This window comes from Escherichia whittamii (assembly GCF_014836715.1).
Lineage (GTDB): Bacteria > Pseudomonadota > Gammaproteobacteria > Enterobacterales > Enterobacteriaceae > Escherichia > Escherichia whittamii.
In genome coordinates, this window is sequence record NZ_JACSQI010000004.1 from 111,087 (window position 1) to 135,042 (window position 23,956).

Below are 23,956 nucleotides of genomic sequence, written 5' to 3' on the forward strand. Positions count from 1 at the left end.
GCTAAATAAAAAACGGGCGGTGATACCACCGCCCGTTTGCTGAATTAACGTCCTGCTTTCAGCTTCTGATAATACTCTTCATAAATGCTGCTGGCTGGGCCAACGTCACTCTGCCATTCGCCATTTTTAATGGTTTCAGCATCCGGGTAGAGCGTCTTGTCGTTCGCTATTTCCGGGCTTAACAGTTTGCGCGCGGCGAGGTTTGGCGTTGGATAACCGATAGTTTCGGCAACCTGTTTTGCCACATCCGGGCGCAGCAGGAAGTTGATCAGTTTCAGCGCGCCTTCTTTGTTTTTGGCATTTGCCGGAATCGCCAGGCTGTCCATCCAGAAAATGCCGCCTTCTTTCGGCCACACCACGTCAATTGGCGTACCCGACTGGCGAGCAACGAAAGCAGAACCGTTCCAGATCATGCCGAGGTTAACTTCGCCTTCCATGTACGGGTTTGCCGGGTTATCGGAGTTAAACGCTGCCACGTTTGGCATCAGTTTTTTCAGCTCGTTATATGCGGCTTCAATCTCTTTCGGGTCGGTGGTGTTACCGGAGTAGCCCAGTTTACGCAGTGCCATCTGGAACACTTCACGGGCATCATCGGTCAGCAGCAGGCTGCCTTTGTACTCAGGCTTCCACAGATCGGCCCAGCTGGTAACCGATTTCGGGTCCACCGCATCACCGTTAACGCCAATCGCCGTCGCACCCCAGATATACGGAATGGAGTAGTCGTTATTCGGGTCAAACGGCTTGTTGAGCATTTCTGGATCGAGGTTGCTGAAGTTGCTTAACTTCGACTTGTCGATCTTCTGGATCATCCCTTCTTTACGCATTTTATCGACGTAATAGGTCGAAGGAACCACCAGGTCATAGGCACCGTCTTTGTACGTTTTCAGCTTGGCGTACATGGTTTCGTTCGACTCGTAAGTCGAGTAGATAACCTTAATACCGGTTTCTTTGGTGAATTGTTCGAGCAGTCCTGGCGGCACGTACTCGGTCCAGTTGTAGAAATACAGCGTGTTGTTGTCATCAGCGTGAGCGGCGCTCATGCCCAGTGCCAGAGCACCCGCCGCGAGCAGGTGGCGTGACCATTTTTTCATTTAACGTCCCCTGTGTTACCTTTCGTTTTATCACGAGCAATAAGCTGGCTGGCAATAACCATCACCAGCGACAGCACCAGTAATATGGTTGCCAGCGCGTTAACTTCCGGCGATACGCCGACTTTGACCATCGAATAAATTTTTAACGGCAGAATTTCATAGCTTGGTCCGGTGACAAACGACGAAACCACTACATCGTCCATCGACAGGGTAAAGCTTAACACCCAGCCTGCCGCCACCGCTGGCATTGCCAGTGGCAGGATGATTTTTCGCAGAATGGTAAATTCACTGGCACCGAGATCTTTCGCCGCTTCCAGCATCCGCACATCAAAACCTTTCAGGCGCGAATACACCGTCACCACCACAAATGGCAGGCAGAAGGTGATGTGCGAGAACAGCAGTGACCAGAAGCCAAGCTGAATGCCCAACAGCATAAACAGCACCAGCAGGGAAATCGCCATCACGATATCTGGCGACATCATCACCACAAACAGCATTCCACTAACGAACGGTTTACCGCGAAAGCGATAGCGGTACAGCGCAACTGCCGTCAGTGAACCGATAAGCGTAGCAAACGTCGCCGAAAACACCGCCATCGTCAGTGAATGCTGCGCAGCCTGTAACAGGCTGTCGTTGTTCATCAGCAGGCTATACCATTTGGTGGTAAAACCCTGCCAGTTGATGCCAAAGCGCGAGCTGTTAAAGGAGTTCACAATCAAAATAATGATTGGAATATACAGGTACGCGTAGATAGCGGTCATAAAACCGCCGCGAAGCAGTCGACCGATCATTCGAGTTCCACCTTCTTATTCAGCAAACGAGAAGCGCGCCAGTAAACCAGCAACATCAGGCCCATTACGATAGTCAGCGTAATGCTGGTAGCTGCACCAAACGGCCAGTCACGAATATTGAGGAACTGCACCTTAATGACGTTTCCGATCAGCAGGTTTTTCGCACCGCCCATCAGGTCAGACACGTAGAACAGGCCCATTGCCGGCAGCATCACCAGCAAGCATCCGGCAATAATTCCCGGCATCGTCAGTGGGATAATGATGCGGATAAAGGTCTGCAACTTGCTGGCACCGAGATCGCGTGCTGCCTCCAGCAACGGCTTATCCAGTTTTTCGATACTGGAGTACAGCGGCATCACCATAAACGGCAGCAGAATGTAAACCAGACCGATAATCACCGCGCTGGGAGTGAACATGATGCGAATGGGGGTGTCGATAACGCCCAGCCAGAGCAAAAACTCGTTGAGATAGCCTTTGGTGCTGAGGAAAATTTTCAGCCCGTAGATGCGAATCAGTGAGTTGGTCCAGAACGGAACAATCAGCAGAAACAACAGCAGTGGACGCACCTTGTGCGGCAGCTTCGCCAGAAACCAGGCAAATGGATAGCCAAGAACCAGGCAGGCGAGGGTAGCGATCAGCGCCATATTCAGTGAGTGCAATAGCACTTCAAAATAGAGCGGATCGAGTAGACGTGTGTAGTTTTCCAGCGTAAAGACCATTTTGACGAAACTGGCGTCGTCGCGGGTCAAAAAGCTGGTACCAATAATCATCAGGTTGGGCAGAAAGACAAACAACACAAGCCAACCGACAATAGTGACAATCACTACATTCTGGAACTTACTTGTGTTCTTCATCAGCCAGTACGACCTCCCAGCTTTCTACCCAGTTAATGGCCATTTTCTGGTCGAGGGAGTGGTCAAAGTCAGGATCGTCTTCGTTGAAGAATTCGCTGACCATCACCATCTTGCCATTTTCCAGTTCAACCACTGACTCCAGCGTCATGCCTTTATAGTTACGCTCGCGAACGTAACCAATCAGCCCTTCGACGTGGTTGTCATCGTTAATTTCGTCAACGCGTAAGTCTTCCGGACGCAGCAGAACATGCAGCTTTTGCCCTGGTTCAACGGCGAAGTTAACGTAGATATTACATTCGCGACCTTCAACGTTAGCCCGTACGCGCTGTTCGTCAAGTCGCTCGATCACCGTGGCGTTGAACATATTGATTTCGCCAATGAATCCGGCAACAAACAAATTCTTCGGCTCTTCGTAAATTTCGCGCGGTGTACCATCCTGCTCAATACGACCATCGCGCATCACCACAATCCTGTCTGACATGGTGAGTGCTTCTTCCTGATCGTGAGTGACAAAGACGAAGGTAATACCAAGCTTACGCTGTAATGCTTTCAACTCGTTCTGCATCTGTTTGCGCAGTTTGTAATCCAGCGCCGAGAGCGACTCATCAAGCAGCAGCAGGCGAGGCTTGTTAACCACCGCGCGGGCAATGGCGACGCGTTGCTGTTGACCGCCTGAGAGTTGATGCGGTTTGCGTTGAGCGAAGCTTTCCAGTTGCACCATCCGCAAAGCTTCCATAACGCGAGGCGTAATTTCAGCAGCAGGGGTTTTTTGCATACGCAGACCAAAGGCCACATTTTCGAATACGGTCATGTGGGGGAATAGCGCGTAGCTTTGGAAAACGGTGTTCACATAGCGGTTTTCCGCCGGAACGTGGGTGATGTCCTCGTTATCCAGCATGATGCGTCCAGAATCAACAGTTTCCAGACCCGCAATCAGGCGAAGAACGGTTGTTTTACCGCAGCCAGAAGGGCCAAGCAGCGTGAGGAACTCGCCATTGTTGATAGTCAGATCCAGCTGAGGGATGACTTCTTTACCATCAAAGCATTTGCGAATTCCCGCCAATTGCACCAGCGGTGAAAGCGAACTCGGTTGTTTATTCAATTTTTTACTCTGTCCCATGTAAACGCAACGGATGGCTTACCGAAGCGGGGTTTGTGGTTAACCACCTTGGTGACTCTTAAAGAGGGCCGTAATTCTACGGCAAACCGCTTGAATCGCCAATCCTTGTTGTGAATTACTGGCTTAGCTTTATATTCATTAAGGTAGTGTTGATAAATATTCCCGCTTGCAGGGGTAAAAGTGACCTGACGCAATATTTGTCTTTTCTTGCTTCTTAATAATGTTGTCACGAAAAGTGAGGGTGACTACATGGATAAACTACTTGAGCGTTTTTTGAACTACGTGTCTCTTGATACCCAATCAAAAGCGGGTGTGAGACAAGTTCCCAGCACGGAAGGCCAGTGGAAATTATTGCATCTGCTGAAAGATCAGCTGGAAGAGATGGGGCTTATCAATGTGACCTTAAGTGAGAAAGGAACGTTGATGGCGACGCTACCGGCTAACGTTCCTGGCGATATTCCGGCGATTGGCTTTATTTCTCATGTTGATACCTCACCGGATTGCAGCGGTAAAAATGTGAACCCGCAGATTGTTGAAAACTATCGTGGCGGCGACATTGCGTTGGGCGTCGGCGACGAAGTCTTGTCACCGGTTATGTTCCCGGTACTGCATCAACTGCTGGGACAGACGCTTATCACCACTGACGGTAAAACATTGTTGGGTGCTGACGATAAAGCAGGTATTGCAGAAATTATGACCGCGCTGGCGGTATTGCAGCAGAAAAATATTCCGCATGGCGATATTCGTGTTGCCTTTACGCCAGATGAAGAAGTGGGCAAAGGAGCAAAACATTTTGATGTTGAAGCCTTTGATGCCCGCTGGGCTTACACCGTTGATGGTGGTGGCGTAGGTGAACTGGAGTTTGAAAACTTCAACGCTGCTTCGGTGAATATCAAAATCGTCGGCAACAATGTTCACCCTGGTACGGCAAAAGGTGTGATGGTGAATGCGCTATCGCTGGCGGCACGCATTCATGCGGAAGTACCGGCGGATGAAAGCCCGGAAACTACGGAAGGTTATGAAGGTTTCTATCACCTGACAAGCATGAAAGGCAGCGTTGAGCGCGCCGATATGCACTACATCATTCGTGATTTCGACCGTAAACAGTTTGAAGCGCGTAAACGTAAAATGATGGAAATTGCCAAGAAAGTGGGCAAAGGGTTACATCCCGATTGTTACATTGAACTGGTGATTGAGGACAGTTACTACAATATGCGCGAGAAAGTCGTTGAGCATCCGCATATTCTTGATATCGCCCAGCAAGCGATGCGCGATTGCGATATTGAACCAGACCTGAAACCGATCCGTGGTGGTACTGACGGCGCGCAGTTGTCGTTTATGGGATTACCGTGTCCGAACCTGTTTACCGGCGGTTATAACTATCATGGCAAGCATGAGTTTGTAACTCTGGAGGGAATGGAAAAAGCGGTGCAAGTGATTGTGCGTATTGCCGAGTTAACGGCGAAACGGAAGTAAGCAAAATTGGATGCGGCATGTGATGCCGCATCCGGCTTCATTCAAATTTACCCTTCGAAGAACCAATATCCGCTATTGACCAGCGCCGCGAGCATCGCGAGGAATGACGGATCTTCCAGTGCGTCGCCAAAATTCTCGGCGGTCAGCACAATATTGCTGGCGAGTGCATCCAGCGCCGGACGATGCGGGGAATCAATCTTCTCACCGTTAGCATAAACATCGTCGCCAATGCGCAACACGCGCAGACCACCAAGACGCACCAGTACATCACCTTGTTTCAGTGCGTCGTAGATTTCATCCGGTTGATACGGTGGCTCTGGCGGAGCGATATCCAGTTCATGACGTGACTGCGAAATGAACTCGCCAAACCACTGCTTAAAGTGTTCTGGCTGGTTGATCAAGTCAAGCATCATCTCACGCAGTTTATCCATCTCCTGTGGCAGAACGTCTGCCGGATGATCGCGAGGAGGAACATCTGGATCGCTGTAGTAATTACCGCCCAGCTCACGTTGTAGCACGTAATCGGCAAATCCGCTGATCAGTTCCCGCGTATTCGGTGCACGAAAACCAACGGAATAGTTCATCGCATTTTCCAGCGCGTAGCCTTCGTGCGGGAATCCTGGCGGAATATAAAGAATATCGCCAGGCTCCAGCTCTTCATCAATAATCGCTTCAAACGGATCAACCTGTAACAGGTCCGGGTGAGGGCAGTGCTGCCTCATGTGCAGTTTTTCACCTACCCGCCAGCGACGGCGACCCGTACCCTGAATAATAAACACATCGTACTGATCAAGATGTGGACCGACGCCGCCGCCAGGCACGGAAAACGAGATCATCAGGTCGTCAATGCGCCAGTCCGGTAATTCACGGAACGGACGCATCAGCGCGGCAGCCGGTTCATGCCAGTGATCAACCGCCTGGACCAGCAATGACCAGTTGGTTTCGCCCAGATGGTCGTAGCTTTCGAATGGCCCGTGACTGACCTGCCATTTGCCATCCTGATGACTGACCAGCCGACTGTCGACTTCACTTTCCATCGCCAGGCCCGCCAGCTCGTCGGGAGAAATAGGGTCAATAAAATTATTAAAGCCGCGTTTTAACACCACGGGACGTTTCTGCCAGTGGCGTTCTAGAAAATCGGGCCAATTAAGGGTTAGTTGGTATTCCATATTAAGCGTCCATAGGCGGGTATCTGCAACCGATTATAACGGATGCCTACTGTAATGCGTGAAGAAAGGACATATTTATTCATCTTTCGGCAAGGAATGTTGGCGACCAAAAATCACCTCCATTCGCGCACCGCCGAGCATGCTCTCTCCGGCGATGATTCTTCCGTCATACTGTTCAGTAATTTCACGAGCGACCGCCAGCCCCACGCCTTGCCCGGGGCGTAAGGTATCAACACGCTGACCACGGTCGAAAATTACCTCACGCTTGCTTTGTGGTATCCCCGGTCCATCATCTTCGACCACGATGTAAAGATGTTTGTCAGTTTGCCGGGCGGAGATTTCGACAAACTCGAGACAATACTTACAGGCGTTATCCAGTACATTGCCCATGACCTCAACAAAATCGTTCTGCTCACCGACAAAGCTAATTTCTGGCGAGATATCGAGGGAAATATTGACGCCTTTACGTTGATAAACTTTATTCAGCGCCGATGTGAGATTGTCCAACAACGGGGCAACGGGATGCAGTTCGCGGCTAAGTAATGTCCCGCCACGCATACTGGCGCGGTGCAGGTAGTAACCAATTTGTTGCGAGATACGGCTAATTTGTTCCAGCATCACCGGTTCCGCCTCACTGACGTTCATCTTTTCGCTTCGCAAAGAACGTAGCGTACTTTGTAGCACCGCCAGAGGCGTTTTCAGGCTGTGAGTCAGGTCAGTGAGCGTAGTGCGGTATTTGTCGTAACGCTCACGCTCGCTTTTTAAAAGACGGTTCAGGTTACCTACCAGGCTGGTCAGTTCTCTCGTCGTTGTAGGGTTGAGCAATTCGCGGTGGTGTTCTTCCAGTTCGCGGACTTCTCGCGCCAGGGCTTCAATAGGGCGTAAGCTCCACCAGGCGGCGACCCACAGTAACGGGATCACTAACAACAGGTTGGCCAGGAGTACATAGAGAAACCAGCTCCATACCGTATAGGAACTTTTAAGCTCTACAGGAATGGTATCGACCACCACAATGGTGAGTTTTGGCATCCGCGCCGTCGCTGGATAGACATTAACGGCTACCGAGTGAGTCATTTCTGCATCGTCGTCGTCTTCCCGAACTTCCTGCAGCTGCTGCTGAATAGAGAGATCGTTACTAAGTAGCAGGCTGGTATCGTTCACGTCAGCCTCTATTTCGTGAAAACCATTGGATTTCAGCCAGTCAGGCTGGATCATTTTCATCAGCCAGGGAACGTCACGCTGCGCCCACAATAGTTTGCCGTTCTCGTCATAAATCAGAGACATCGTGGGGCTTTGTTTGTCGATATTTTCCGGCAGTTCGACATGTAGCTTATTGTTTTCCCATTTCGCCAGTGTATAGAATAAATTGCTCTCGCCGCGTAACAGACGAAACGTAGTTTTATCGAAACTAACGCTATAACCGATCAGGGCAACCATACCGTAGGAAAGTGAAAGCACCAGCACTACCGCCGCCGTCGCCAACAGAAAACGTACCCGCAGCGAGAGCGGGAAAAAAACACGCAGTAATTTTTTCATCAGCGCAATTCGAAAAGATAACCCTGGCCGCGAACGGTGGTAATCACCTCGTGCGGGTATTGCGCCTGAATTTTTTTGCGCAGCCTGCCCATCAGAACATCAATGGTATGACTTTCCCGCAGTTCGGCATCCGGGTAGAGCTGTAGCATCAATGAATCTTTACTGACCACTTTGCCGCTGTTGCGGATCAAGGTTTCCATAATGGTGTATTCAAATGCGGTCAGTTTGATTACTTCGTCATTAATGGATAATTCACGACGGGAGAGATCAACCTGAAACGGTGGCAGCGAAATAACCTGCGAAGCCAGACCGCTATTACGACGCATCAACGCCTGCATCCGTGCCATCACTTCTTCAATATGAAACGGTTTGGTCACGTAATCATCAGCACCGGCGCTTAAGACTTCGACTTTGTCCTGCCAGCTTTCACGGGCGGTTAAAACCAGAATTGGCAGCGAAACATCATTACTACGCCAGCGACGGATTAGCGACAAACCATCTTCGTCAGGCAAACCAAGATCGACAATCGCAATATCCGGTAAATGTTCGTTGAGATAATAATCTGCTTCTTTGGCATCTTCTGCGTCATCAACCTGATGACCAGCGTCCTGAATCTGAACTTTAAGATGGTGACGTAACAACGCATTGTCTTCGACAACCAGTACGCGCATTTTTATTTCTCCCTGTCTTAATTATAAAAATAGTGTAACGCGATTATGTGGTTGTGGGGGTAAACATTAAATAAACCAGTGGGGAAGGGAGGCATAAATAGAAAAGCGGATTATGTTAATAAACAGGCCGGACGGCATCACCATCCGGCACTGATTTTAGGCTTATTTCAGCTCATCAACCATAGTGATGGCTCGACCAATATAGTTAGCCGGGGTCATCGCTTTCAGGCGTGCTTTCTCTTCTTCCGGCAGCGCCAGTCCGTCGATAAATTGCTTCATGCCTTCGGCGTCAACGCGCTTACCGCGAGTCAGCTCTTTCAGTTTTTCGTACGGCTTCTCAATCCCGTAACGGCGCATTACCGTCTGGATCGGTTCTGCCAGCACTTCCCAGTTGTGATCCAGTTCATCCAGCAGATGGTCACGGTTCACTTCCAGTTTGCTCACGCCTTTCAGGGTGGATTGATACGCAATCAGTGCATAACCGATACCCACGCCAAGATTACGCAGCACGGTAGAGTCGGTCAGGTCACGCTGCCAGCGGGAAACCGGCAGTTTGCTGGCCAGGTGCTGCAACACCGCATTGGAAAGCCCCAGATTGCCTTCGGAGTTTTCGAAGTCGATTGGGTTAACCTTGTGCGGCATGGTGGAAGAACCAATCTCACCGGCGATGGTTTTCTGCTTGAAGTGGTTAAGGGCGATATAACCCCAGACGTCACGGTCGAAGTCGATCAGAATGGTGTTGAAGCGCGCAACGCAATCAAACAGTTCGGCGATGTAGTCGTGCGGTTCAATCTGCGTAGTGTACGGGTTCCACTGAATACCCAGCGAGGTGACGAACTCTTCGCTGAACTGATGCCAGTCAACTTCCGGGTAAGCGGCGATGTGGGCGTTATAGTTACCAACCGCGCCGTTGATTTTGCCGAGGATCTCCACCTGGTTAAGCTGGCGGTACTGGCGCTCCATGCGGTAGGCGACGTTTGCCATCTCTTTGCCGATGGTTGACGGCGTGGCTGGCTGACCGTGAGTACGGGAGAGAAGCGGGATATCGCGGTACTGAACGGCGAGATCTTTAATGCCATCAATCAGTTGACGCCAGTACGGCAGGATCACTTCATCACGCGCGGTTTTCAGCATCAACGCGTGGGAGAGGTTATTGATATCTTCCGAAGTACAGGCAAAGTGAATGAATTCAGAAACGGCATGCAGTTCCGGGATCTCCGCCACTTTTTCTTTCAGGAAATACTCAACCGCTTTAACGTCGTGGTTAGTGGTTCGCTCGATGGTTTTGATGCGTGCTGCATCTTCTTCGCTGAAACTGGCGACAATTGCATCAAGGTAACCGATTGCGTCGGCAGCAAAAGCAGGAACTTCCTTGATCGCTGCGTGCGCGGCCAGTTTTTGCAGCCAACGTACTTCAACTTGTACACGGAATTTCAGCAAACCATATTCGCTGAAAATCCCGCGCAGCGCGCTGACTTTATCGCCGTAGCGTCCATCGACAGGGGAAACGGCGGTCAGTGAGGATAATTCCATAGATCACAACTCCGGGGTTAAATGAGCAAGAATTTGTTTTGCCTGAGTGGTCAGGCGATTACGAGAAAACATCAGTTGTAGACGTCCGCCGCCGACCTGGTGCCAGAGCACGGCGGCGCGAATGCCTGCCAGCAGGGTAGCGCGAACTTTCGCTTGCACCTGTGGGCTTTGCAGTACGGCAGGGGAACCGGTGACCTGAATGCGCGGGCCTAGCGGGCTAATCACATCAACATAAATAGCGGCCATCGCGCTCATCAGCGTTTCGGACTGTAAATCGAAGTGTTCCAGCTGACGTTGCAGGCCGTTAATCCGGTTTCCCAGTGTGTCGAGCGCGCCTTTGGCTGAAGAGAGTTTGCGCTCAAGCACCATCAGGCTAAGGGTGTAGCGGGTTAACTCAGCGTTTAAGCCCTGGCGACTGCTGGCGTTGAGCACGCCGAGCAATGTTTCCAGCCCGACGCGCAGGTTGGCTTCGCTGCCGCCAAAAACCGCCAGCGTGGAGCTGGGGTTCATATCGATAATACTGTTGAGTGAGACGTGTAGCGCATCGGCATCACAATGCCCCTGGTGAGCGAGTTGTTGCACCAGGCGTGCCGACTGACAAATACCGGCCAGGGCGAGGGTGATGTCATAGTAATTCTTTGCCACGTTCACTGCTTCCTTGTTGTAATTTAAAACAATAATCAGACCGGCAGCGGTAGACGCTGCTCAATGATACCGCCACCGAGGCACACTTCACCGTTATAGAAGACGGCAGACTGGCCCGGCGTCACGGCGGCAACTGGCTCATCGAAAATCACTTCAATGCGATCGTCGTCCAGCGCCTTGACGGTGCACGGAATGTCGGTCTGGCGATAGCGGGTTTTTACCGTGCAACGCATAGTGCCGATGAACGGTTCGCGATCGACCCAGTGTAGCTGCTGGGCAATCAGACCGACAGACATCAGACGCGGGTGTTCATGGCCCTGCGCAACAATCAGAATGTTGTTTTCGACGTCTTTATCGACAACGTACCACGGTTCTTCGGTGCCTTCTTTGGTGCCACCGATACCCAGACCTTTACGCTGACCGAGGGTGTGATACATCAGCCCCTGGTGCTCGCCAATTTCATCACCATCGACGGTAATGATTTTGCCCGGTTGCGCCGGGAGATAACGGCCCAGGAACTCGCGGAATTTACGCTCGCCGATAAAGCAGATACCGGTAGAGTCTTTTTTCTTCGCGGTAACCAGACCGAGATCTTCTGCAATTTTACGCACCTGCGGTTTTTCCAGTTCGCCGACCGGGAACAGGCTTTGCGCAATTTGCTCATGGCTGAGTGTATAAAGGAAGTAGCTCTGGTCTTTGTTGCTGTCCAGACCACGCAGCAGGCGGCTCTTGCCATCGACATCTGCACGACGAACGTAATGACCGGTAGCGATATAATCGGCACCTAAATCTTCGGCGGCAAATTCGAGGAAAGCTTTAAATTTGATCTCTTTGTTGCACAGAATATCCGGATTCGGCGTGCGACCGGCTTTATATTCGGCAAGGAACAGTTCAAAGACGTTGTCCCAGTACTCGGCAGCAAAGTTGACGGTGTGTAGTTCAATGCCGAGCTTGTCGCAGACAGCCTGGGCATCAGCCAGATCTGCTGCCGCCGTGCAATATTCCTCACCGTCGTCTTCTTCCCAGTTCTTCATAAACAGGCCTTCGACCTGATATCCCTGTTGTTGCAACAGCCAGGCAGAAACGGAGGAGTCGACACCGCCGGACATGCCGACGATCACTTTTTTTGCGGTTTCAGACATTGGATTACTCACGACATTGAACTTCAAGGCGGCGTATTCTATCACGCAGCCTTTTAGATGACACCCTTTGTAAAAGGCCAGTTAAAATCGCTAATCATCTCCAGCGGGTAGCGTTGCCCGCTTTGATAACAACGAATACTTTCCGCCACCAGCGGCGAACGCAGATTTGACGCCTGTAAAATTTCTTCGGCGCTGACCCAACGGCAGCAGTCGATATCGCTGTCATGAGGTTGCGTCGGGCAAATTTTCTCAAGCTCAATGGCAAACAGGAAACGCAAAAACGGCGTTTTATCTGGCGCAATCCACTGATGCATACGAATAAAATGTTGCGGTCGCGCGCTGATGCCGGTTTCTTCCCACAGCTCACGCGCAGCCGCTTCCACTAACGTCTCATCCGCTTCCAGATGCCCCGCCGGTTGGTTCCATAACGCTTTACCGTTAATCGTTTCTTCTACAACTAAAAATTTGCCCTCTGCGTGTACCACGCAGGCTACGGTAACGTGCGGTTTAAACATTGCGCATCCTTATTCTGTTGCTTCTCGCCATTCGCCGTTAGCGAGATTATCCAGTGTGTAATTGCCCATGGCGTAGCGAATCAGTCGCAGCGTAGGGAAACCGACATGGGCGGTCATGCGGCGCACCTGGCGATTACGTCCTTCATATAAGGTAATCTTCAGCCAGCTGGTGGGAATACTTTTGCGTTCACGAATTGGCGGATTACGCGGCCATAACCACTCCGGCTCTTCAACCAGGTCCACGCCTGCGGGCAGGGTAGGGCCATCATTTAAGGTTACGCCATTGCGCAAGGCTTCAAGCGCGTCTTGTGTGGGAATGCCTTCCACCTGCACATAATAGATTTTGCCGGTGCGTTTGCCCGGCTGGGTTAAACGCGCCTGTAATGCACCATTATTGGTTAGCACCAGTAACCCTTCGCTATCGCGGTCGAGACGACCTGCCGCATAAACACCCTGAACCGGGATGAATTCTTTTAATGTTTTGCGCCCGGCGTCATCGGTGAACTGTGGCAGGACATCGTAAGGTTTATTAAACAGGATCACACGTGTGGGCTGGTTTTCTGGCTTGCGTTTGTTAGTGCGTTGCGAGCTGAATCGCTTAACCTGGTGATTTTTAAAAGAAGTTTTTTGCATGGTATTTTCAGGGATTATGAATTGCCGCATTATAGCCTAATAACGCGCATCTTTCATGACGGCAAACAATAGGGTAGTATTGACAAGCCAATTACAAATCATTAACAAAAAATTGCTCTAAAGCATCCGTATCGCAGGACGCAAACGCATATGCAACGTGGTGGCAGACGAGCAAACCAGTAGCGCTCGAAGGAGAGGTGAATGGAAAGTAAAGTAGTTGTTCCGGCACAAGGCAAGAAGATCACCCTGCAAAACGGCAAACTCAACGTTCCTGAAAATCCGATTATCCCATACATTGAAGGTGATGGAATCGGTGTAGATGTAACCCCAGCCATGCTGAAAGTGGTCGACGCTGCAGTAGATAAAGCCTATAAAGGCGAGCGTAAAATCTCCTGGATGGAAATTTACACCGGTGAAAAATCCACACAGGTTTATGGTCAGGATGTCTGGTTGCCTGCTGAAACCCTCGATCTGATTCGTGAATATCGCGTTGCCATTAAAGGCCCGCTGACCACTCCGGTTGGTGGCGGTATTCGTTCTCTCAACGTTGCCCTGCGCCAGGAACTGGATCTTTACATCTGCCTGCGCCCGGTACGTTACTACCAGGGCACCCCAAGCCCGGTTAAACACCCTGAACTGACCGATATGGTTATCTTCCGTGAAAACTCGGAAGACATTTATGCGGGTATCGAATGGAAAGCTGACTCTGCCGACGCAGAGAAAGTGATTAAATTCCTGCGTGAAGAGATGGGGGTGAAGAAAATTCGCTTCCCGGAACATTGCGGTATCGGTATCAAACCGTGTTCGGAAGAAGGCACCAAACGTCTGGTCCGTGCAGCGATTGAATACGCAATTGCTAACGACCGTGACTCTGTGACTCTGGTGCACAAAGGCAACATCATGAAATTCACCGAAGGCGCGTTTAAAGACTGGGGCTACCAGCTGGCGCGTGAAGAGTTTGGCGGTGAACTGATTGACGGCGGCCCGTGGCTGAAAGTTAAAAACCCGAACACCGGCAAAGAGATCGTCATCAAAGACGTGATCGCTGATGCGTTCCTGCAACAGATCCTGCTGCGTCCGGCTGAATACGACGTTATCGCCTGTATGAACCTGAACGGTGACTACATTTCTGACGCCCTGGCAGCACAGGTTGGTGGTATCGGTATTGCCCCTGGCGCAAACATCGGTGACGAATGCGCCCTGTTTGAAGCGACCCACGGTACTGCGCCGAAATATGCCGGTCAGGACAAAGTAAACCCAGGTTCTATTATCCTTTCCGCGGAAATGATGCTGCGCCATATGGGCTGGACTGAAGCCGCAGACCTGATTGTTAAAGGTATGGAAGGCGCAATCAACGCGAAGACCGTAACCTATGACTTCGAACGACTGATGGAAGGCGCTAAACTGCTGAAATGTTCAGAGTTTGGTGACGCGATCATCAAGAATATGTAATCACTACATGTGTTAAATATTGAAACGGGCGTATAACACGCCCGTTTTCTTTATTAGCACGTCAATAGTTATCAAAACCCCATAGGATTTTTTTTTGGTAATGTTTATATCGTAGTTAGGTGATTAAGTAATTCTCAGCTGTTGCTAATTATTATTGATGCACGCTAGAAAATATCCAGAGCTGTTTTAAAACGGTTTCCAGATAATTGCTTGGGATTGTCACGTTATTTTTTAGGTGTTAACACAGCATTTTAATTATTAAAAATAAAAACATGATTAAATTATAAAAATAATCGGGTAACATTATTAATTAATGAAAAATTAAAGTGCTGCTATACATTTAGTCTATTTTTAATTCTCATAGACGAATTTTTTCATGTTATGATATAATATGACGAAAAATGCAGGTTATCAATCTGTTATTAATGTAAATAAATTTCGAGGAGATTATTCCAGTGGGACGTAAATGGGCCAATATTGTTGCTAAAAAAACGGCTAAAGACGGGGCAACGTCTAAAGTATATGCAAAATTCGGTGTGGAAATCTATGCTGCGGCTAAACAGGGTGAACCGGACCCAGAATTAAACACTTCTTTAAAGTTCGTTATTGAACGTGCGAAGCAGGCACAAGTTCCAAAACACGTTATTGATAAAGCTATTGATAAAGCCAAAGGTGGCGGAGACGAAACGTTCGTACAAGGACGTTATGAAGGCTTTGGACCCAATGGTTCAATGATTATCGCTGAAACGTTGACTTCAAACGTTAACCGTACGATTGCTAACGTTCGTACAATTTTCAATAAAAAAGGCGGGAATATCGGCGCGGCCGGGTCTGTCAGCTATATGTTTGACAACACTGGCGTGATTGTATTTGAAGGAACTGACCCTGACCGTATTTTTGAAATATTGCTTGAAGCTGAAGTGGATGTTCGTGATGTGACCGAAGAAGAAGGAAACATCGTTATTTATACTGAACCTACAGATCTTCACAAAGGAATTGCAGCTCTAAAAGCAGCTGGAATTACTGAGTTCTCAACAACAGAATTAGAAATGATTGCTCAATCAGAAGTTGAGCTTTCACCAGAAGATTTAGAGATCTTTGAAGGACTTATTGATGCCCTCGAAGATGACGACGATGTTCAAAAAGTATATCATAACGTTGCAAATCTCTAATTATAAATTAAAGAAATCTGTCTTTATGGCAGATTTCTTACTCTTAAAGAATGTTATAAAAATAAGATGTGAAATTGATTATATAAAACTCCCGGTAAAATAAATTAAACTATCGAAATTACTGGTCTTAACTATCTCATGATAGACGGCAAAGATGCATCTAACAGATGAAAACTACGCGAAAAACGTAATGTATTTGCACTAGAAAATAAATATATATCATATCGTTTATATGAGAATGTAATGTCTGTTAATTATGGTGTAAAACATCAAGAATGGTTATCGAGAACTGAATTTTTAAAATTGCAGGTTTCACCAAAACGTTGCCCGATATCAGGAATATATGTCATTGCATTCTTGATACTCGGGCAATGGGCATTTTACATCAGAATATAATTATGGACACGCAGTTTCATAGCGTTCATTAATTAAATTGGAGGCAGTCCATATTTTGCGCGGGCGCGATTACATGCCTCATTAATCTCCCCATTCTCGCCAGACATGGCGAATTCTCGGCATGTCGATGAGCGATTCTTGTATATGGTGCAACATGCGTTTTTGCCAGGCGTTCCTGCCAGGGCAACACAACGTGGATCCTTCTGGTTAGTACCGCTCATACATCGGTGGTAAGGGGATATCTGCTCAGTAAGATGAACCGGGATAGTGCCACCTGCATCGTCTGCTTCGGCCCAGTAAAAAGAGACGCGGAAAAATGCACAACAGGCACCACACGCCAGGCATGGATTCAAATTGCTCATAATTCACCAGTACTACTATATACATCACAACAAAAAACGCAGACATGCCCTGTAAAGAGACATGTCTGTAACCGGCTGGCAAATTTTCTATAGTCGACTACAGAATGATCACCAACCGTTATTAATTTTACATATCCACTGAGATATAACCAGACAGTCAGAATATAAACAGAGTAAGTTAATCTTTACAATTTGTAACTACAGGGTTTAGGAAGGGAGTGTCTTTGGGAATCAGAGTCTACATTATCTTGTTACCATCGGATGGTTTTATAAAAACAGTAGATATTGAGATTGTTTAAATTCTGGCTGGTTAGAGGGAACCATCAGAAAATGTTATTTCTCTGATGTCCAAGAATGTGAGCAAGCTCAGGTTTTAATATTTTATATTTATATTACGGTTATCTTATAGTCACACTGATTATTGTGTTAATGGTAAAAACATTATGATTCAATTCAATAGTGCATTTGACTTCGAGCATACCAGGACACGTCTTCTTAAGGCGGTATCAGATAATGGTCTGGTTTTATTTGGCGAGTTTGACCACGCGAAAGCTGCCCGTAATGCAGGGCTTGTAATGCCACCAACAACTGTTCTGGTATTTGGTAATCCTGAAAAGGGAACACCTTTGATGTTGGAACATCCAGACCTTGCTCTGGATTTACCTTTCAGGGTGCTCCTTCGCCAGTTGCCTGGAGGACAGGTCAACGTTAGATTCCACTCGGCAGAAGAATTCAAATGTTATGGACTTGACTCAACAGCGATACAAGCGCTGAAAAAGCTGGAGTTGCTGGTACAGGAATGTATTCAACCTATTGATTCACATGTGCACAAAGGCGAAGGTTAAAGCTAAACAGAAACGCGCCCAGCCTATATATCTGTTCCCGAATTATTACCCCATGCCTCTTGTCTGCTTAAAGACCAATTGATTAACGCTAACATTAGTTTTTCATCGTTCATTGAAAGACTTGCGGCATGTTGGGCGAAATTTCATCTGATGCGTGGATATTTCTGATTCTCTCGGCCATGCTCTCTGTAGGCGCCAGATTGAGCGAATGAATGTCAATCCCCTCTATTAACCTGTTGTCTGGGACACGCAGATGCGCAATACACTTATCCCTATCCTCGCTGCGGTTTGCCTGTTTATTACCGGCGTCTCTATTTTGAACATCCAGCTCTGGTATTCCGCAAAAGCGGAGAGTTTGGCAGGGGCGAGATATGCCGCAAACAATATCAACCATATACTTGAAGAAGCGTCACAGGCGACTCAAACGGCGCGGGAAATTGCCGGAAAAGGGTGTGATCTGGATGAACAATATCAACTAGGTACAGAAGCAGCGCTCAAGCCACATCTGCGTACGATCATCATTCTCAAACAAGATGCGGTCTGGTGTACATCGCTGCCGGGCAATCGCGTACTACTATCACGAATACCCGTGATTCCTGAAAGCAATTTACTGCTAGCTCCGGCAATTGATACTGTTAATAAAATGCCTATTTTGCTTTATCAGAGTCAGTTCGCAGATACTCGAATTTTGGTGACTATTAGCGATCAACATACTCGTGGGGCGCTCAATGTTCCGTTGAAGGGGGTGAAGTATACTTTACTCGTTGGCGATCGTATTATCGGCCCGTCGGGAGATGTGATAACTCTCAATGGTAATAATCATTTTTCTGGGCGGGTCAACTCCACAAAATATCATTTCAGTATTATTTATAACCAGCCGCCTCTATTTAGCTTTAGCAGGCTTATCGATAAAGGTCTGGGTATTTTGATATTCATTTTGTTAATTTCCTGCGCTGTTGCCTTCCTGCTTGATAAATATTTTAACAAAAGCGCGACACCTGAAGAGATCCTGCGGCGGGCAATACATAACGGTGAAATTGTGCCTTTTTATCAACCGGTGGTAAATGGGCGGGAAGGGACGTTACGTGGCGTGGAAGTCCTTGCACGCTGGAAACACCCTCGGGGAGGATATATCTCTCCTGCGGCTTTTATTCCTCTTGCTGAAAAATCAGGGCTGATAGTTCCACTCACCCAAAGTTTGATGAGCCAGGTCGCCAAACAAATGAATGCGATCGAAAGCAAACTGCCAGAAGGTTTTCACGTTGGGATAAATTTCAGCGCCTCGCATATTATTTCGCCGACATTTGTTGACGAATGCCTGAAATACAGGGACAGCTTCACTCGCCGTGATTTGAATCTTGTACTTGAAGTCACTGAGCGTGAGCCTTTGCATGTTGATGAAAGTCTGGTCCATCGACTCAACATTTTGCATGAAAATGGTTTTGTCATCGCGCTGGATGATTTTGGTACTGGATACTCGGGGCTTTCTTATCTTCATGATCTACATATTGATTATATTAAGATTGATCACAGTTTCGTCGGTCGGGTTAATGCAGATCCAGATTCCACCCGGATTCTGGACTGCGTGCTGGATCTGGCGCGCAAACTTTCTATCAGTATTGTCGCTGAAGGCGTTGAGACGAAGGAGCAGCTCGATTACCTGAACCAAAACAACATCACGTTCCAACAGGGATACTATTTCTATAAACCGGTGACATATATTGAGCTGGTCAAAATTATTCTCTCAAAACCGAAGGTGAAAGTGGTGGTTGAGTGAAAAATGATCGCTCGAGCGTGAGGTGACGTAATTATAGACAGGTAATTAGCTCGTTTCGCCTTGTTACTATTGTTCATTATTTTGTTTGCTATAATTGTCTGAAATTTTTGACAGGATTACCATCAGTAGCATGAACAAGAGTAATAATCTGGATTATTTTACTTTGTATATCATTTTCTCCATTGCATTTATGCTAATCACCTTTCTGGTTATCCTTTTTGCCAAACCCAGCACCGGGCTGGGAGAAGTGCTTGTTACTATAAATTTGCTAAATGCGTTGGTCTGGTTGGCGATCAATGTGGTTAATCGGTTAAGAGGAAAACTCGTTAGCCATAGGGATCAGCATTAATTCTACTGTTATCACTGTCAGAAAACGGCTAAATGTGTTGCTGGCAGTGAACGTCTTATCCTGACATGACCTGGCGATTAAGCCACCATTTATTGAGCTAATGTCCTGTTGATGGTATCCCGCGTATCATGATCATGGTTTCACCTGGTTTGAATCCAGCAGCCAGCGTTTGGGGAAATGTTGGCGTTCAACAGGCTAATAATGGCTACAATGACACCGCAGTTATGGTGGGATTTAAATATAAGTTCTGATTCCTCCGCCTGCTAAAAAAACGCGCCGAATCAATCGGCGCGGTACTATATTAATGATTATTTTTTGCCAATGGCACGCATGGTGTCATCAATGGCGGTAATCAACAGCATTTGCGGATCTTTAGCACAAACCTGGTTCAGTTTTTCTACCACTTTGGCACTCAGTTCCGGAGATTGCTCAATTTTTAAATCACGGCTCGTAACGCTGGCGTTACCCATTACAGCCACAATTTCTGCAACCTGTGCGCTGTCAGTTTTTGCCATTTCGTTGGCTTCAGCACAAGTAATATAGGTTTCTGCTGGCAAACCGTTCTTAATATTGTAGTCCTGCGCCCAGCTCATTGGTGCGAAAACAAACAGACCCGCCAGTAATGCAAATTTTTTCATCATCATTCCTTATTTCATTTTACCCAGAATGGCACCACCCGTGCCGCCAATCACAGCACCTTTAATCGCGCCTTCCAGACCATTGCCGGTCAACACGCCAGTGACTGCGCCAACGGCAGCACCCACTTTCGCACCTTTGCGGGCATTTTTACCGTCGCGGCCTTTTTCAGTTACCGCACCAACACCCGCGCCCACAGCAGCGCCTTTCAGAACACCATTAACGCCATTGCCAGTCAGTAAACCTACGCCTGCACCTAACAGCGCGCCTTTCGTGGTGCGATTCATATCCGCCATCGCTGGCGCGGAGCAGAACAATGCTGAGATAAGCCCGAAGGCGAGTATTTTTTTCTTCAACTTAGATGTCCGGTATTAAGTAAGTTGCACACACAATAATTTCGTCTTTAATTAATATTACTTAACTAAAGAGCGCTCTCTGTTATTCAGATAATTCAAAATGAGCGCGAATGGTATAATAGTAATTGTGTTTTATGCTTGAATAGGAATAATCCCAAATAAGGATTAACTCATTGATTTGAAATATTTTCTTCAAGAAGTGTCATCAGGTGTTAACATAATATTGTTAAAGTTAGGCGATCTGAAATATCAATATTGTTGTGTGATTTAAATGTAAAAAACATTTATCAGAAAAGGCAAGGTAAGTGATTTCGCTCTGGTGGCAATAATGTTAATTAGCGGCGATTTGAGCTGACAATAGAAAGGGAGGGAAAAATTCAGACCAAATGCAATCTGACAGATACCAGTATAAACAACCGGTAACTGCCAGATTAGGTTTGAGCTAATACAGCTTATTTCAGCTCTTCTGCTTCTGGTAAGGTCACGTTAAGCTCAAGAATGGAAATATCGCCATCCTTTTGCTCAAGTTGTACGGTCACCATCTCGGGATCAATTTGTACGTATTTACAAATGACATCAAGAATATCTTTACGCAACTGCGGCAGATAGTGTGGTTCTGCATCGCTGCGACGACGTTCAGCAACAATGATCTGCAGCCGTTCTTTTGCAATGTTGGCCGTGTTTTTCTTCCGTGAGAGAAAGAAATCGAGTAATGCCATAACTTATCCTCCGAACAAGCGTTTGAGGAAGCCTTTCTTCTCTTCTTCAATGAAGCGGAAAGGGCGTTCTTCACCCAACAGGCGTTCTACGGTATCTGCGTAGGCTTTACCCGCATCGGCATTGATGTCGAGAATGACCGGTTCACCCTGGTTAGAGGCGCGCAATACGGATTGGTCCTCCGGGATCACACCGACGAGTTTGATGCGCAGGATTTCCAGTACGTCTTCCATACTCAGCATGTCTCCTCTGTGCACGCGACCAGGGTTATAGCGCGTTAACAGCAGGTGCTCTTTAATGGGTTCTTCGCCGTTTTCTGCGCGACGTGATTTCGACGCCAGAATACCTAAAATACGGTCAGAGTCACGAACTGAAGAGACTTCCGGGTTCGTGGTAATAATGGCTTCATCGGCGAAATAAAGAGCCATTAATGCACCGGTTTCAATACCCGCCGGTGAGTCACAAACGATAAACTCAAAGTCCATCGCTTTTAAGTCATCAAGAACTTTGGCCACCCCTTCGCGGGTGAGGGCATCTTTATCGCGAGTTTGCGATGCCGGGAGAATATAGAGGTTATCAGTACGCTTATCCTTAATTAACGCCTGATTTAGCGTTGCATCGCCCTGAATGACGTTGACGAAATCGTACACGACCCGACGCTCACAACCCATAATCAGGTCGAGATTACGCAAGCCGATATCAAAATCGATCACGACAGTTTTCTTTCCCTTCTGGGCCAAACCAGTGGCGATGGCCGCGCTGGAGGTGGTCTTTCCAACGCCCCCTTTCCCCGAAGTAACAACAATAATGCGTGCCATAAAAATTCCTTGTTAAAAAGGGATCAATTTAACGATTGAACGGTCAAAGCGTTTTCGACTAATTGCAGCCGTGCCGCTTTGCCATAAAATTCTACTGGGATTTTATCACTCAGCCAGTATTCACCAGCAATAGATACTAGTTCGGCCATCAGGTTAGTACAAAATATTTGCGCTTCCCGGTCACCACTTGCTCCCGCCAGCGCACGACCGCGCATCATGCCATAGACATGAATGTTACCATCCGCGATCAATTCTGCTCCTGCACTTACATTACTTGTAACAATCAAATCACATTGTGGCGCATAAATGCGCTGACCGGAACGCACAGGTGTATCTATTAAACGTGTTTTTGTGTCCGGGATCGTATTTTGCGCTGGAGCCTGGGGAACGGGAGCTGAACGTGGCGCTTTTTCCTTTCCTTCAGTCAGGATTGGTAGCCCCATCTTTTCTATTTCAGCTTTCAGTTTCGCATTTTTGCAACCGCTGACGCCAATTATCCGCAAGCCAGTTGCTGAGATAGCTTTGTGCATTGCTGACCAGTTGACCAGATCTTCGAGGCCACTGACATTGAGTACGACGGGGGCGTGCTTTAAAAATGCGGGGGCCTGAGCGATTTTGTCTTCCAGCGCTTGATGAATAATCTTAGGCTCTGCTTCATGCAGATGAACCACTGATAAGGTGAAGTTGCTACCTTTAAGCTCGATTGGCGTGTTTGACATCCTGGCCTTACTCAATTAGCTAATTATCATCATCAGCGAGCGATGATATTACGAAGACTATAAGGCATGTTATAGTCTGGATTATATTGAGGCAAGTCACCCCCACATTTATTCAGAGTAAAATTATGTTTTGTGTGATCTATCGAAGTAGCAAACGTGACCAGACCTATTTATATGTCGAAAAAAAAGACGATTTTTCGCGTGTTCCAGAGGAACTGATGAAAGGGTTTGGCCAACCTCAACTTGCGATGATTCTGCCATTGGATGGGCGGAAAAAACTGGTTAATGCCGATATTGAGAAAGTTAAACAGGCATTAGCCGAGCAAGGTTATTATCTCCAGTTACCACCACCACCCGAAGATTTGCTTAAACAACATCTTTCTGTGATGGCGAAAAATACAGACAGTACTAATAAATAACCGATATCCGGCGGTGGCATCATATTCGTTGGAGCGGGTTTAAGAACCACGATGAAGTGAGAGGAACGTTATGTATCAACATCACAACTGGCAAGGTGCGCTGCTGGATTATCCGGTGAGTAAGGTCGTCTGTGTTGGCAGTAACTATGCCAAACATATCAAAGAGATGGGGAGTGAAGTACCCGAAGAGCCCGTGTTGTTTATTAAACCTGAAACGGCACTGTGTGATCTGCGCCAGCCCCTGGCTATCCCCTCTGATTTCGGCTCGGTTCATCATGAAGTTGAACTGGCTGTGTTGATTGGCGCAACGCTACGTCAGGCCACGGAAGAGCATGTGCGCAAGGCTATTGCAGGTTACGGTGTGGCGCTCGATCTGACATTACGTGATGTTCAGGGAAAAATGAAGAAAGCCGGCCAGCCGTGGGAAAAGGCCAAAGGGTTTGATAACTCTTGTCCACTTTCTGGGTTTATTCCTGCAGCAGAGTTCACCGGTGATCCACAAAATACGTCACTGGGTCTAAGTGTAAACGGCGAACAACGCCAACAAGGTACGACTGCGGACATGATCCACAAAATCGTTCCACTGATTGCTTATATGAGCAAGTTTTTTACCCTTAAGGCCGGTGACGTTGTGCTGACAGGTACGCCTGATGGTGTTGGCCCGCTACACAGCGGTGATGAATTGACGGTCACGTTTGATGGCCATTCTTTGACAACTCGCGTTTTGTAATACTTTTGCCGCCTGAAAGGGGCGGCAAAGCT

General features: G+C 47.8%; 26 protein-coding genes and 2 pseudogenes. 9 read left to right on the forward strand and 19 right to left on the reverse strand.

Annotated features, from left to right (window positions below; genetic code table 11):
* Positions 1-44 precede the first annotated feature (44 nt).
* From potD to potA, 4 genes are read right to left on the reverse strand one after another with little or no spacing between them, the layout of a single operon-like run.
* The gene (potD, locus tag H9644_RS08345) at positions 45-1,091 is read right to left on the reverse strand and encodes a spermidine/putrescine ABC transporter substrate-binding protein PotD (protein WP_064528619.1); all 1,047 of its coding nucleotides are present in this window, start codon (positions 1,089-1,091) and stop codon (positions 45-47) included.
* Positions 1,088-1,882 carry a spermidine/putrescine ABC transporter permease PotC gene (gene potC / locus H9644_RS08350; protein ID WP_000580316.1) on the reverse strand — a complete coding sequence of 265 codons (795 nt, stop codon included), beginning with the start codon at positions 1,880-1,882 and terminating at the stop codon, positions 1,088-1,090. Before potC ends, potD begins: the two co-directional genes overlap by 4 nt.
* Entirely contained in the window at positions 1,879-2,736 is an 858-nt protein-coding gene (gene potB, locus H9644_RS08355) for a spermidine/putrescine ABC transporter permease PotB (RefSeq protein WP_064528621.1), read from the reverse strand. The genes potC and potB overlap by 4 nt, the downstream gene beginning before the upstream one ends.
* Entirely contained in the window at positions 2,720-3,856 is a 1,137-nt protein-coding gene (gene potA / locus H9644_RS08360) for a spermidine/putrescine ABC transporter ATP-binding protein PotA (protein WP_064528623.1), read from the reverse strand. Before potA ends, potB begins: the two co-directional genes overlap by 17 nt.
* Before the next feature lie 249 nt (positions 3,857-4,105).
* On the opposite strand from potA, the gene pepT reads away from it, so the two are divergent.
* Positions 4,106-5,332, forward strand: coding sequence for a peptidase T (gene pepT / locus H9644_RS08365; RefSeq protein WP_191774155.1), 1,227 nt, complete (start codon positions 4,106-4,108; stop codon positions 5,330-5,332).
* Between the two features lie 47 nt (positions 5,333-5,379).
* Here the strand turns inward: pepT and roxA are convergent, their stop codons facing one another.
* The 8 genes from roxA to rluE all read right to left on the reverse strand — a co-directional run bounded on the left by roxA (position 5,380) and on the right by rluE (position 13,206).
* Positions 5,380-6,501 (reverse strand): [50S ribosomal protein L16]-arginine 3-hydroxylase, encoded by a 1,122-nt coding sequence (gene roxA / locus H9644_RS08370; RefSeq protein ID WP_064528628.1) that lies wholly within the window; start codon positions 6,499-6,501, stop codon positions 5,380-5,382.
* Between the two features lie 75 nt (positions 6,502-6,576).
* Positions 6,577-8,037, reverse strand: coding sequence for a two-component system sensor histidine kinase PhoQ (gene phoQ / locus H9644_RS08375; protein ID WP_130215937.1), 1,461 nt, complete (start codon positions 8,035-8,037; stop codon positions 6,577-6,579).
* Complete coding sequence (gene phoP, locus H9644_RS08380; protein WP_191774157.1) at positions 8,037-8,708, reverse strand: two-component system response regulator PhoP; 672 nt, start codon at positions 8,706-8,708, stop codon at positions 8,037-8,039. Before phoP ends, phoQ begins: the two co-directional genes overlap by 1 nt.
* A 162-nt stretch (positions 8,709-8,870) precedes the next feature.
* Complete coding sequence (purB, locus tag H9644_RS08385; RefSeq protein WP_000423742.1) at positions 8,871-10,241, reverse strand: adenylosuccinate lyase; 1,371 nt, start codon at positions 10,239-10,241, stop codon at positions 8,871-8,873.
* Between the two features lie 3 nt (positions 10,242-10,244).
* Complete coding sequence (gene hflD / locus H9644_RS08390; RefSeq protein WP_001297479.1) at positions 10,245-10,886, reverse strand: high frequency lysogenization protein HflD; 642 nt, start codon at positions 10,884-10,886, stop codon at positions 10,245-10,247.
* A gap of 35 nt (positions 10,887-10,921) precedes the next feature.
* Positions 10,922-12,028, reverse strand: a complete 1,107-nt coding sequence (gene mnmA, locus H9644_RS08395) for a tRNA 2-thiouridine(34) synthase MnmA (RefSeq protein ID WP_135522636.1) — start codon at positions 12,026-12,028, stop codon at positions 10,922-10,924.
* A 53-nt stretch (positions 12,029-12,081) separates the two neighbouring features.
* Positions 12,082-12,543: a phosphatase NudJ gene (gene nudJ, locus H9644_RS08400; RefSeq protein ID WP_191774159.1), complete on the reverse strand. Its 462-nt coding sequence runs from the start codon at positions 12,541-12,543 to the stop codon at positions 12,082-12,084.
* Between the two features lie 9 nt (positions 12,544-12,552).
* On the reverse strand, positions 12,553-13,206 hold the full coding sequence (gene rluE / locus H9644_RS08405; RefSeq protein ID WP_191774161.1) for a 23S rRNA pseudouridine(2457) synthase RluE: 654 nt from the start codon (positions 13,204-13,206) through the stop codon (positions 12,553-12,555).
* 171 nt (positions 13,207-13,377) lie between these two features.
* Here rluE and icd point away from each other — a divergent pair, with 171 nt between their 5' ends.
* Together icd and H9644_RS08415 are read left to right on the forward strand one after the other, a co-directional pair.
* Positions 13,378-14,628, forward strand: coding sequence for an NADP-dependent isocitrate dehydrogenase (gene icd, locus H9644_RS08410; protein ID WP_191774163.1), 1,251 nt, complete (start codon positions 13,378-13,380; stop codon positions 14,626-14,628).
* Positions 14,629-15,083: 455 nt separating this feature from the next.
* The gene (locus H9644_RS08415) at positions 15,084-15,800 is read left to right on the forward strand and encodes a YebC/PmpR family DNA-binding transcriptional regulator (RefSeq protein ID WP_064528650.1); all 717 of its coding nucleotides are present in this window, start codon (positions 15,084-15,086) and stop codon (positions 15,798-15,800) included.
* A 428-nt stretch (positions 15,801-16,228) separates the two neighbouring features.
* Here the strand turns inward: H9644_RS08415 and H9644_RS08420 are convergent, their stop codons facing one another.
* On the reverse strand, positions 16,229-16,558 hold the full coding sequence (locus H9644_RS08420; protein ID WP_064528652.1) for a YkgJ family cysteine cluster protein: 330 nt from the start codon (positions 16,556-16,558) through the stop codon (positions 16,229-16,231).
* 443 nt (positions 16,559-17,001) lie between these two features.
* Between H9644_RS08420 and H9644_RS08425 the strand changes: the two genes are divergently transcribed.
* The 4 genes and pseudogenes from H9644_RS08425 to H9644_RS21920 form a co-directional block, all read left to right on the forward strand.
* Positions 17,002-17,403 (forward strand): DUF302 domain-containing protein, encoded by a 402-nt coding sequence (locus H9644_RS08425; protein WP_191774165.1) that lies wholly within the window; start codon positions 17,002-17,004, stop codon positions 17,401-17,403.
* A 253-nt stretch (positions 17,404-17,656) separates the two neighbouring features.
* Complete coding sequence (locus tag H9644_RS08430; protein WP_191774167.1) at positions 17,657-19,180, forward strand: cyclic diguanylate phosphodiesterase; 1,524 nt, start codon at positions 17,657-17,659, stop codon at positions 19,178-19,180.
* 130 nt (positions 19,181-19,310) lie between these two features.
* Entirely contained in the window at positions 19,311-19,529 is a 219-nt protein-coding gene (gene ymgF, locus H9644_RS08435) for a cell division-associated protein YmgF (protein ID WP_064528658.1), read from the forward strand.
* Positions 19,530-19,672: 143 nt separating this feature from the next.
* Positions 19,673-19,780: pseudogene (locus tag H9644_RS21920) on the forward strand (autotransporter outer membrane beta-barrel domain-containing protein); the annotation flags it as partial.
* Between the two features lie 57 nt (positions 19,781-19,837).
* Here the strand turns inward: H9644_RS21920 and H9644_RS08445 are convergent.
* From H9644_RS08445 to minC, 6 genes and pseudogenes are all read right to left on the reverse strand, one after another.
* Positions 19,838-20,173: a YmgD family protein gene (locus H9644_RS08445; RefSeq protein WP_074399524.1), complete on the reverse strand. Its 336-nt coding sequence runs from the start codon at positions 20,171-20,173 to the stop codon at positions 19,838-19,840.
* 3 nt (positions 20,174-20,176) lie between these two features.
* Positions 20,177-20,521, reverse strand: coding sequence for a YMGG-like glycine zipper-containing protein (locus H9644_RS08450; RefSeq protein ID WP_064528662.1), 345 nt, complete (start codon positions 20,519-20,521; stop codon positions 20,177-20,179).
* Position 20,522: 1 nt separating this feature from the next.
* Positions 20,523-20,653, reverse strand: a pseudogene (locus H9644_RS21925) (hypothetical protein); the annotation flags it as partial.
* Positions 20,654-20,973: 320 nt separating this feature from the next.
* Positions 20,974-21,240, reverse strand: a complete 267-nt coding sequence (gene minE, locus H9644_RS08455; RefSeq protein ID WP_001185664.1) for a cell division topological specificity factor MinE — start codon at positions 21,238-21,240, stop codon at positions 20,974-20,976.
* A gap of 3 nt (positions 21,241-21,243) precedes the next feature.
* Positions 21,244-22,056 carry a septum site-determining protein MinD gene (gene minD, locus H9644_RS08460; RefSeq protein WP_064528664.1) on the reverse strand — a complete coding sequence of 271 codons (813 nt, stop codon included), beginning with the start codon at positions 22,054-22,056 and terminating at the stop codon, positions 21,244-21,246.
* A gap of 23 nt (positions 22,057-22,079) precedes the next feature.
* The gene (gene minC, locus H9644_RS08465) at positions 22,080-22,775 is read right to left on the reverse strand and encodes a septum site-determining protein MinC (protein ID WP_064528666.1); all 696 of its coding nucleotides are present in this window, start codon (positions 22,773-22,775) and stop codon (positions 22,080-22,082) included.
* A gap of 125 nt (positions 22,776-22,900) precedes the next feature.
* On the opposite strand from minC, the gene H9644_RS08470 reads away from it, so the two are divergent.
* Together H9644_RS08470 and H9644_RS08475 are read left to right on the forward strand one after the other, a co-directional pair.
* Positions 22,901-23,194 carry a YcgL domain-containing protein gene (locus H9644_RS08470; protein WP_064528668.1) on the forward strand — a complete coding sequence of 98 codons (294 nt, stop codon included), beginning with the start codon at positions 22,901-22,903 and terminating at the stop codon, positions 23,192-23,194.
* Between the two features lie 70 nt (positions 23,195-23,264).
* A complete protein-coding gene (locus H9644_RS08475; RefSeq protein ID WP_064528670.1) occupies positions 23,265-23,924 on the forward strand; it encodes a fumarylacetoacetate hydrolase family protein in 660 nt (219 codons plus the stop codon).
* Positions 23,925-23,956 lie beyond the last annotated feature (32 nt).

Coding starts and splice junctions, on each gene's coding strand:
- potA (WP_064528623.1), bottom strand. CDS start 3,856: ATGGGACAGAGTAAAAAATTGAATAAACAACCGAGTTCGCTTTCACCG.
- pepT (WP_191774155.1), top strand. CDS start 4,106: ATGGATAAACTACTTGAGCGTTTTTTGAACTACGTGTCTCTTGATACC.
- H9644_RS08445 (WP_074399524.1), bottom strand. CDS start 20,173: ATGATGATGAAAAAATTTGCATTACTGGCGGGTCTGTTTGTTTTCGCA.
- H9644_RS08430 (WP_191774167.1), top strand. CDS start 17,657: ATGCGCAATACACTTATCCCTATCCTCGCTGCGGTTTGCCTGTTTATT.
- roxA (WP_064528628.1), bottom strand. CDS start 6,501: ATGGAATACCAACTAACCCTTAATTGGCCCGATTTTCTAGAACGCCAC.
- H9644_RS08470 (WP_064528668.1), top strand. CDS start 22,901: ATGTTTTGTGTGATCTATCGAAGTAGCAAACGTGACCAGACCTATTTA.
- H9644_RS08425 (WP_191774165.1), top strand. CDS start 17,002: ATGATTCAATTCAATAGTGCATTTGACTTCGAGCATACCAGGACACGT.
- potB (WP_064528621.1), bottom strand. CDS start 2,736: ATGAAGAACACAAGTAAGTTCCAGAATGTAGTGATTGTCACTATTGTC.
- nudJ (WP_191774159.1), bottom strand. CDS start 12,543: ATGTTTAAACCGCACGTTACCGTAGCCTGCGTGGTACACGCAGAGGGC.
- purB (WP_000423742.1), bottom strand. CDS start 10,241: ATGGAATTATCCTCACTGACCGCCGTTTCCCCTGTCGATGGACGCTAC.
- minC (WP_064528666.1), bottom strand. CDS start 22,775: ATGTCAAACACGCCAATCGAGCTTAAAGGTAGCAACTTCACCTTATCA.
- mnmA (WP_135522636.1), bottom strand. CDS start 12,028: ATGTCTGAAACCGCAAAAAAAGTGATCGTCGGCATGTCCGGCGGTGTC.
- minE (WP_001185664.1), bottom strand. CDS start 21,240: ATGGCATTACTCGATTTCTTTCTCTCACGGAAGAAAAACACGGCCAAC.
- H9644_RS08420 (WP_064528652.1), bottom strand. CDS start 16,558: ATGAGCAATTTGAATCCATGCCTGGCGTGTGGTGCCTGTTGTGCATTT.
- H9644_RS08475 (WP_064528670.1), top strand. CDS start 23,265: ATGTATCAACATCACAACTGGCAAGGTGCGCTGCTGGATTATCCGGTG.
- icd (WP_191774163.1), top strand. CDS start 13,378: ATGGAAAGTAAAGTAGTTGTTCCGGCACAAGGCAAGAAGATCACCCTG.
- phoP (WP_191774157.1), bottom strand. CDS start 8,708: ATGCGCGTACTGGTTGTCGAAGACAATGCGTTGTTACGTCACCATCTT.
- potC (WP_000580316.1), bottom strand. CDS start 1,882: ATGATCGGTCGACTGCTTCGCGGCGGTTTTATGACCGCTATCTACGCG.
- minD (WP_064528664.1), bottom strand. CDS start 22,056: ATGGCACGCATTATTGTTGTTACTTCGGGGAAAGGGGGCGTTGGAAAG.
- potD (WP_064528619.1), bottom strand. CDS start 1,091: ATGAAAAAATGGTCACGCCACCTGCTCGCGGCGGGTGCTCTGGCACTG.
- ymgF (WP_064528658.1), top strand. CDS start 19,311: ATGAACAAGAGTAATAATCTGGATTATTTTACTTTGTATATCATTTTC.
- rluE (WP_191774161.1), bottom strand. CDS start 13,206: ATGCGGCAATTCATAATCCCTGAAAATACCATGCAAAAAACTTCTTTT.
- phoQ (WP_130215937.1), bottom strand. CDS start 8,037: ATGAAAAAATTACTGCGTGTTTTTTTCCCGCTCTCGCTGCGGGTACGT.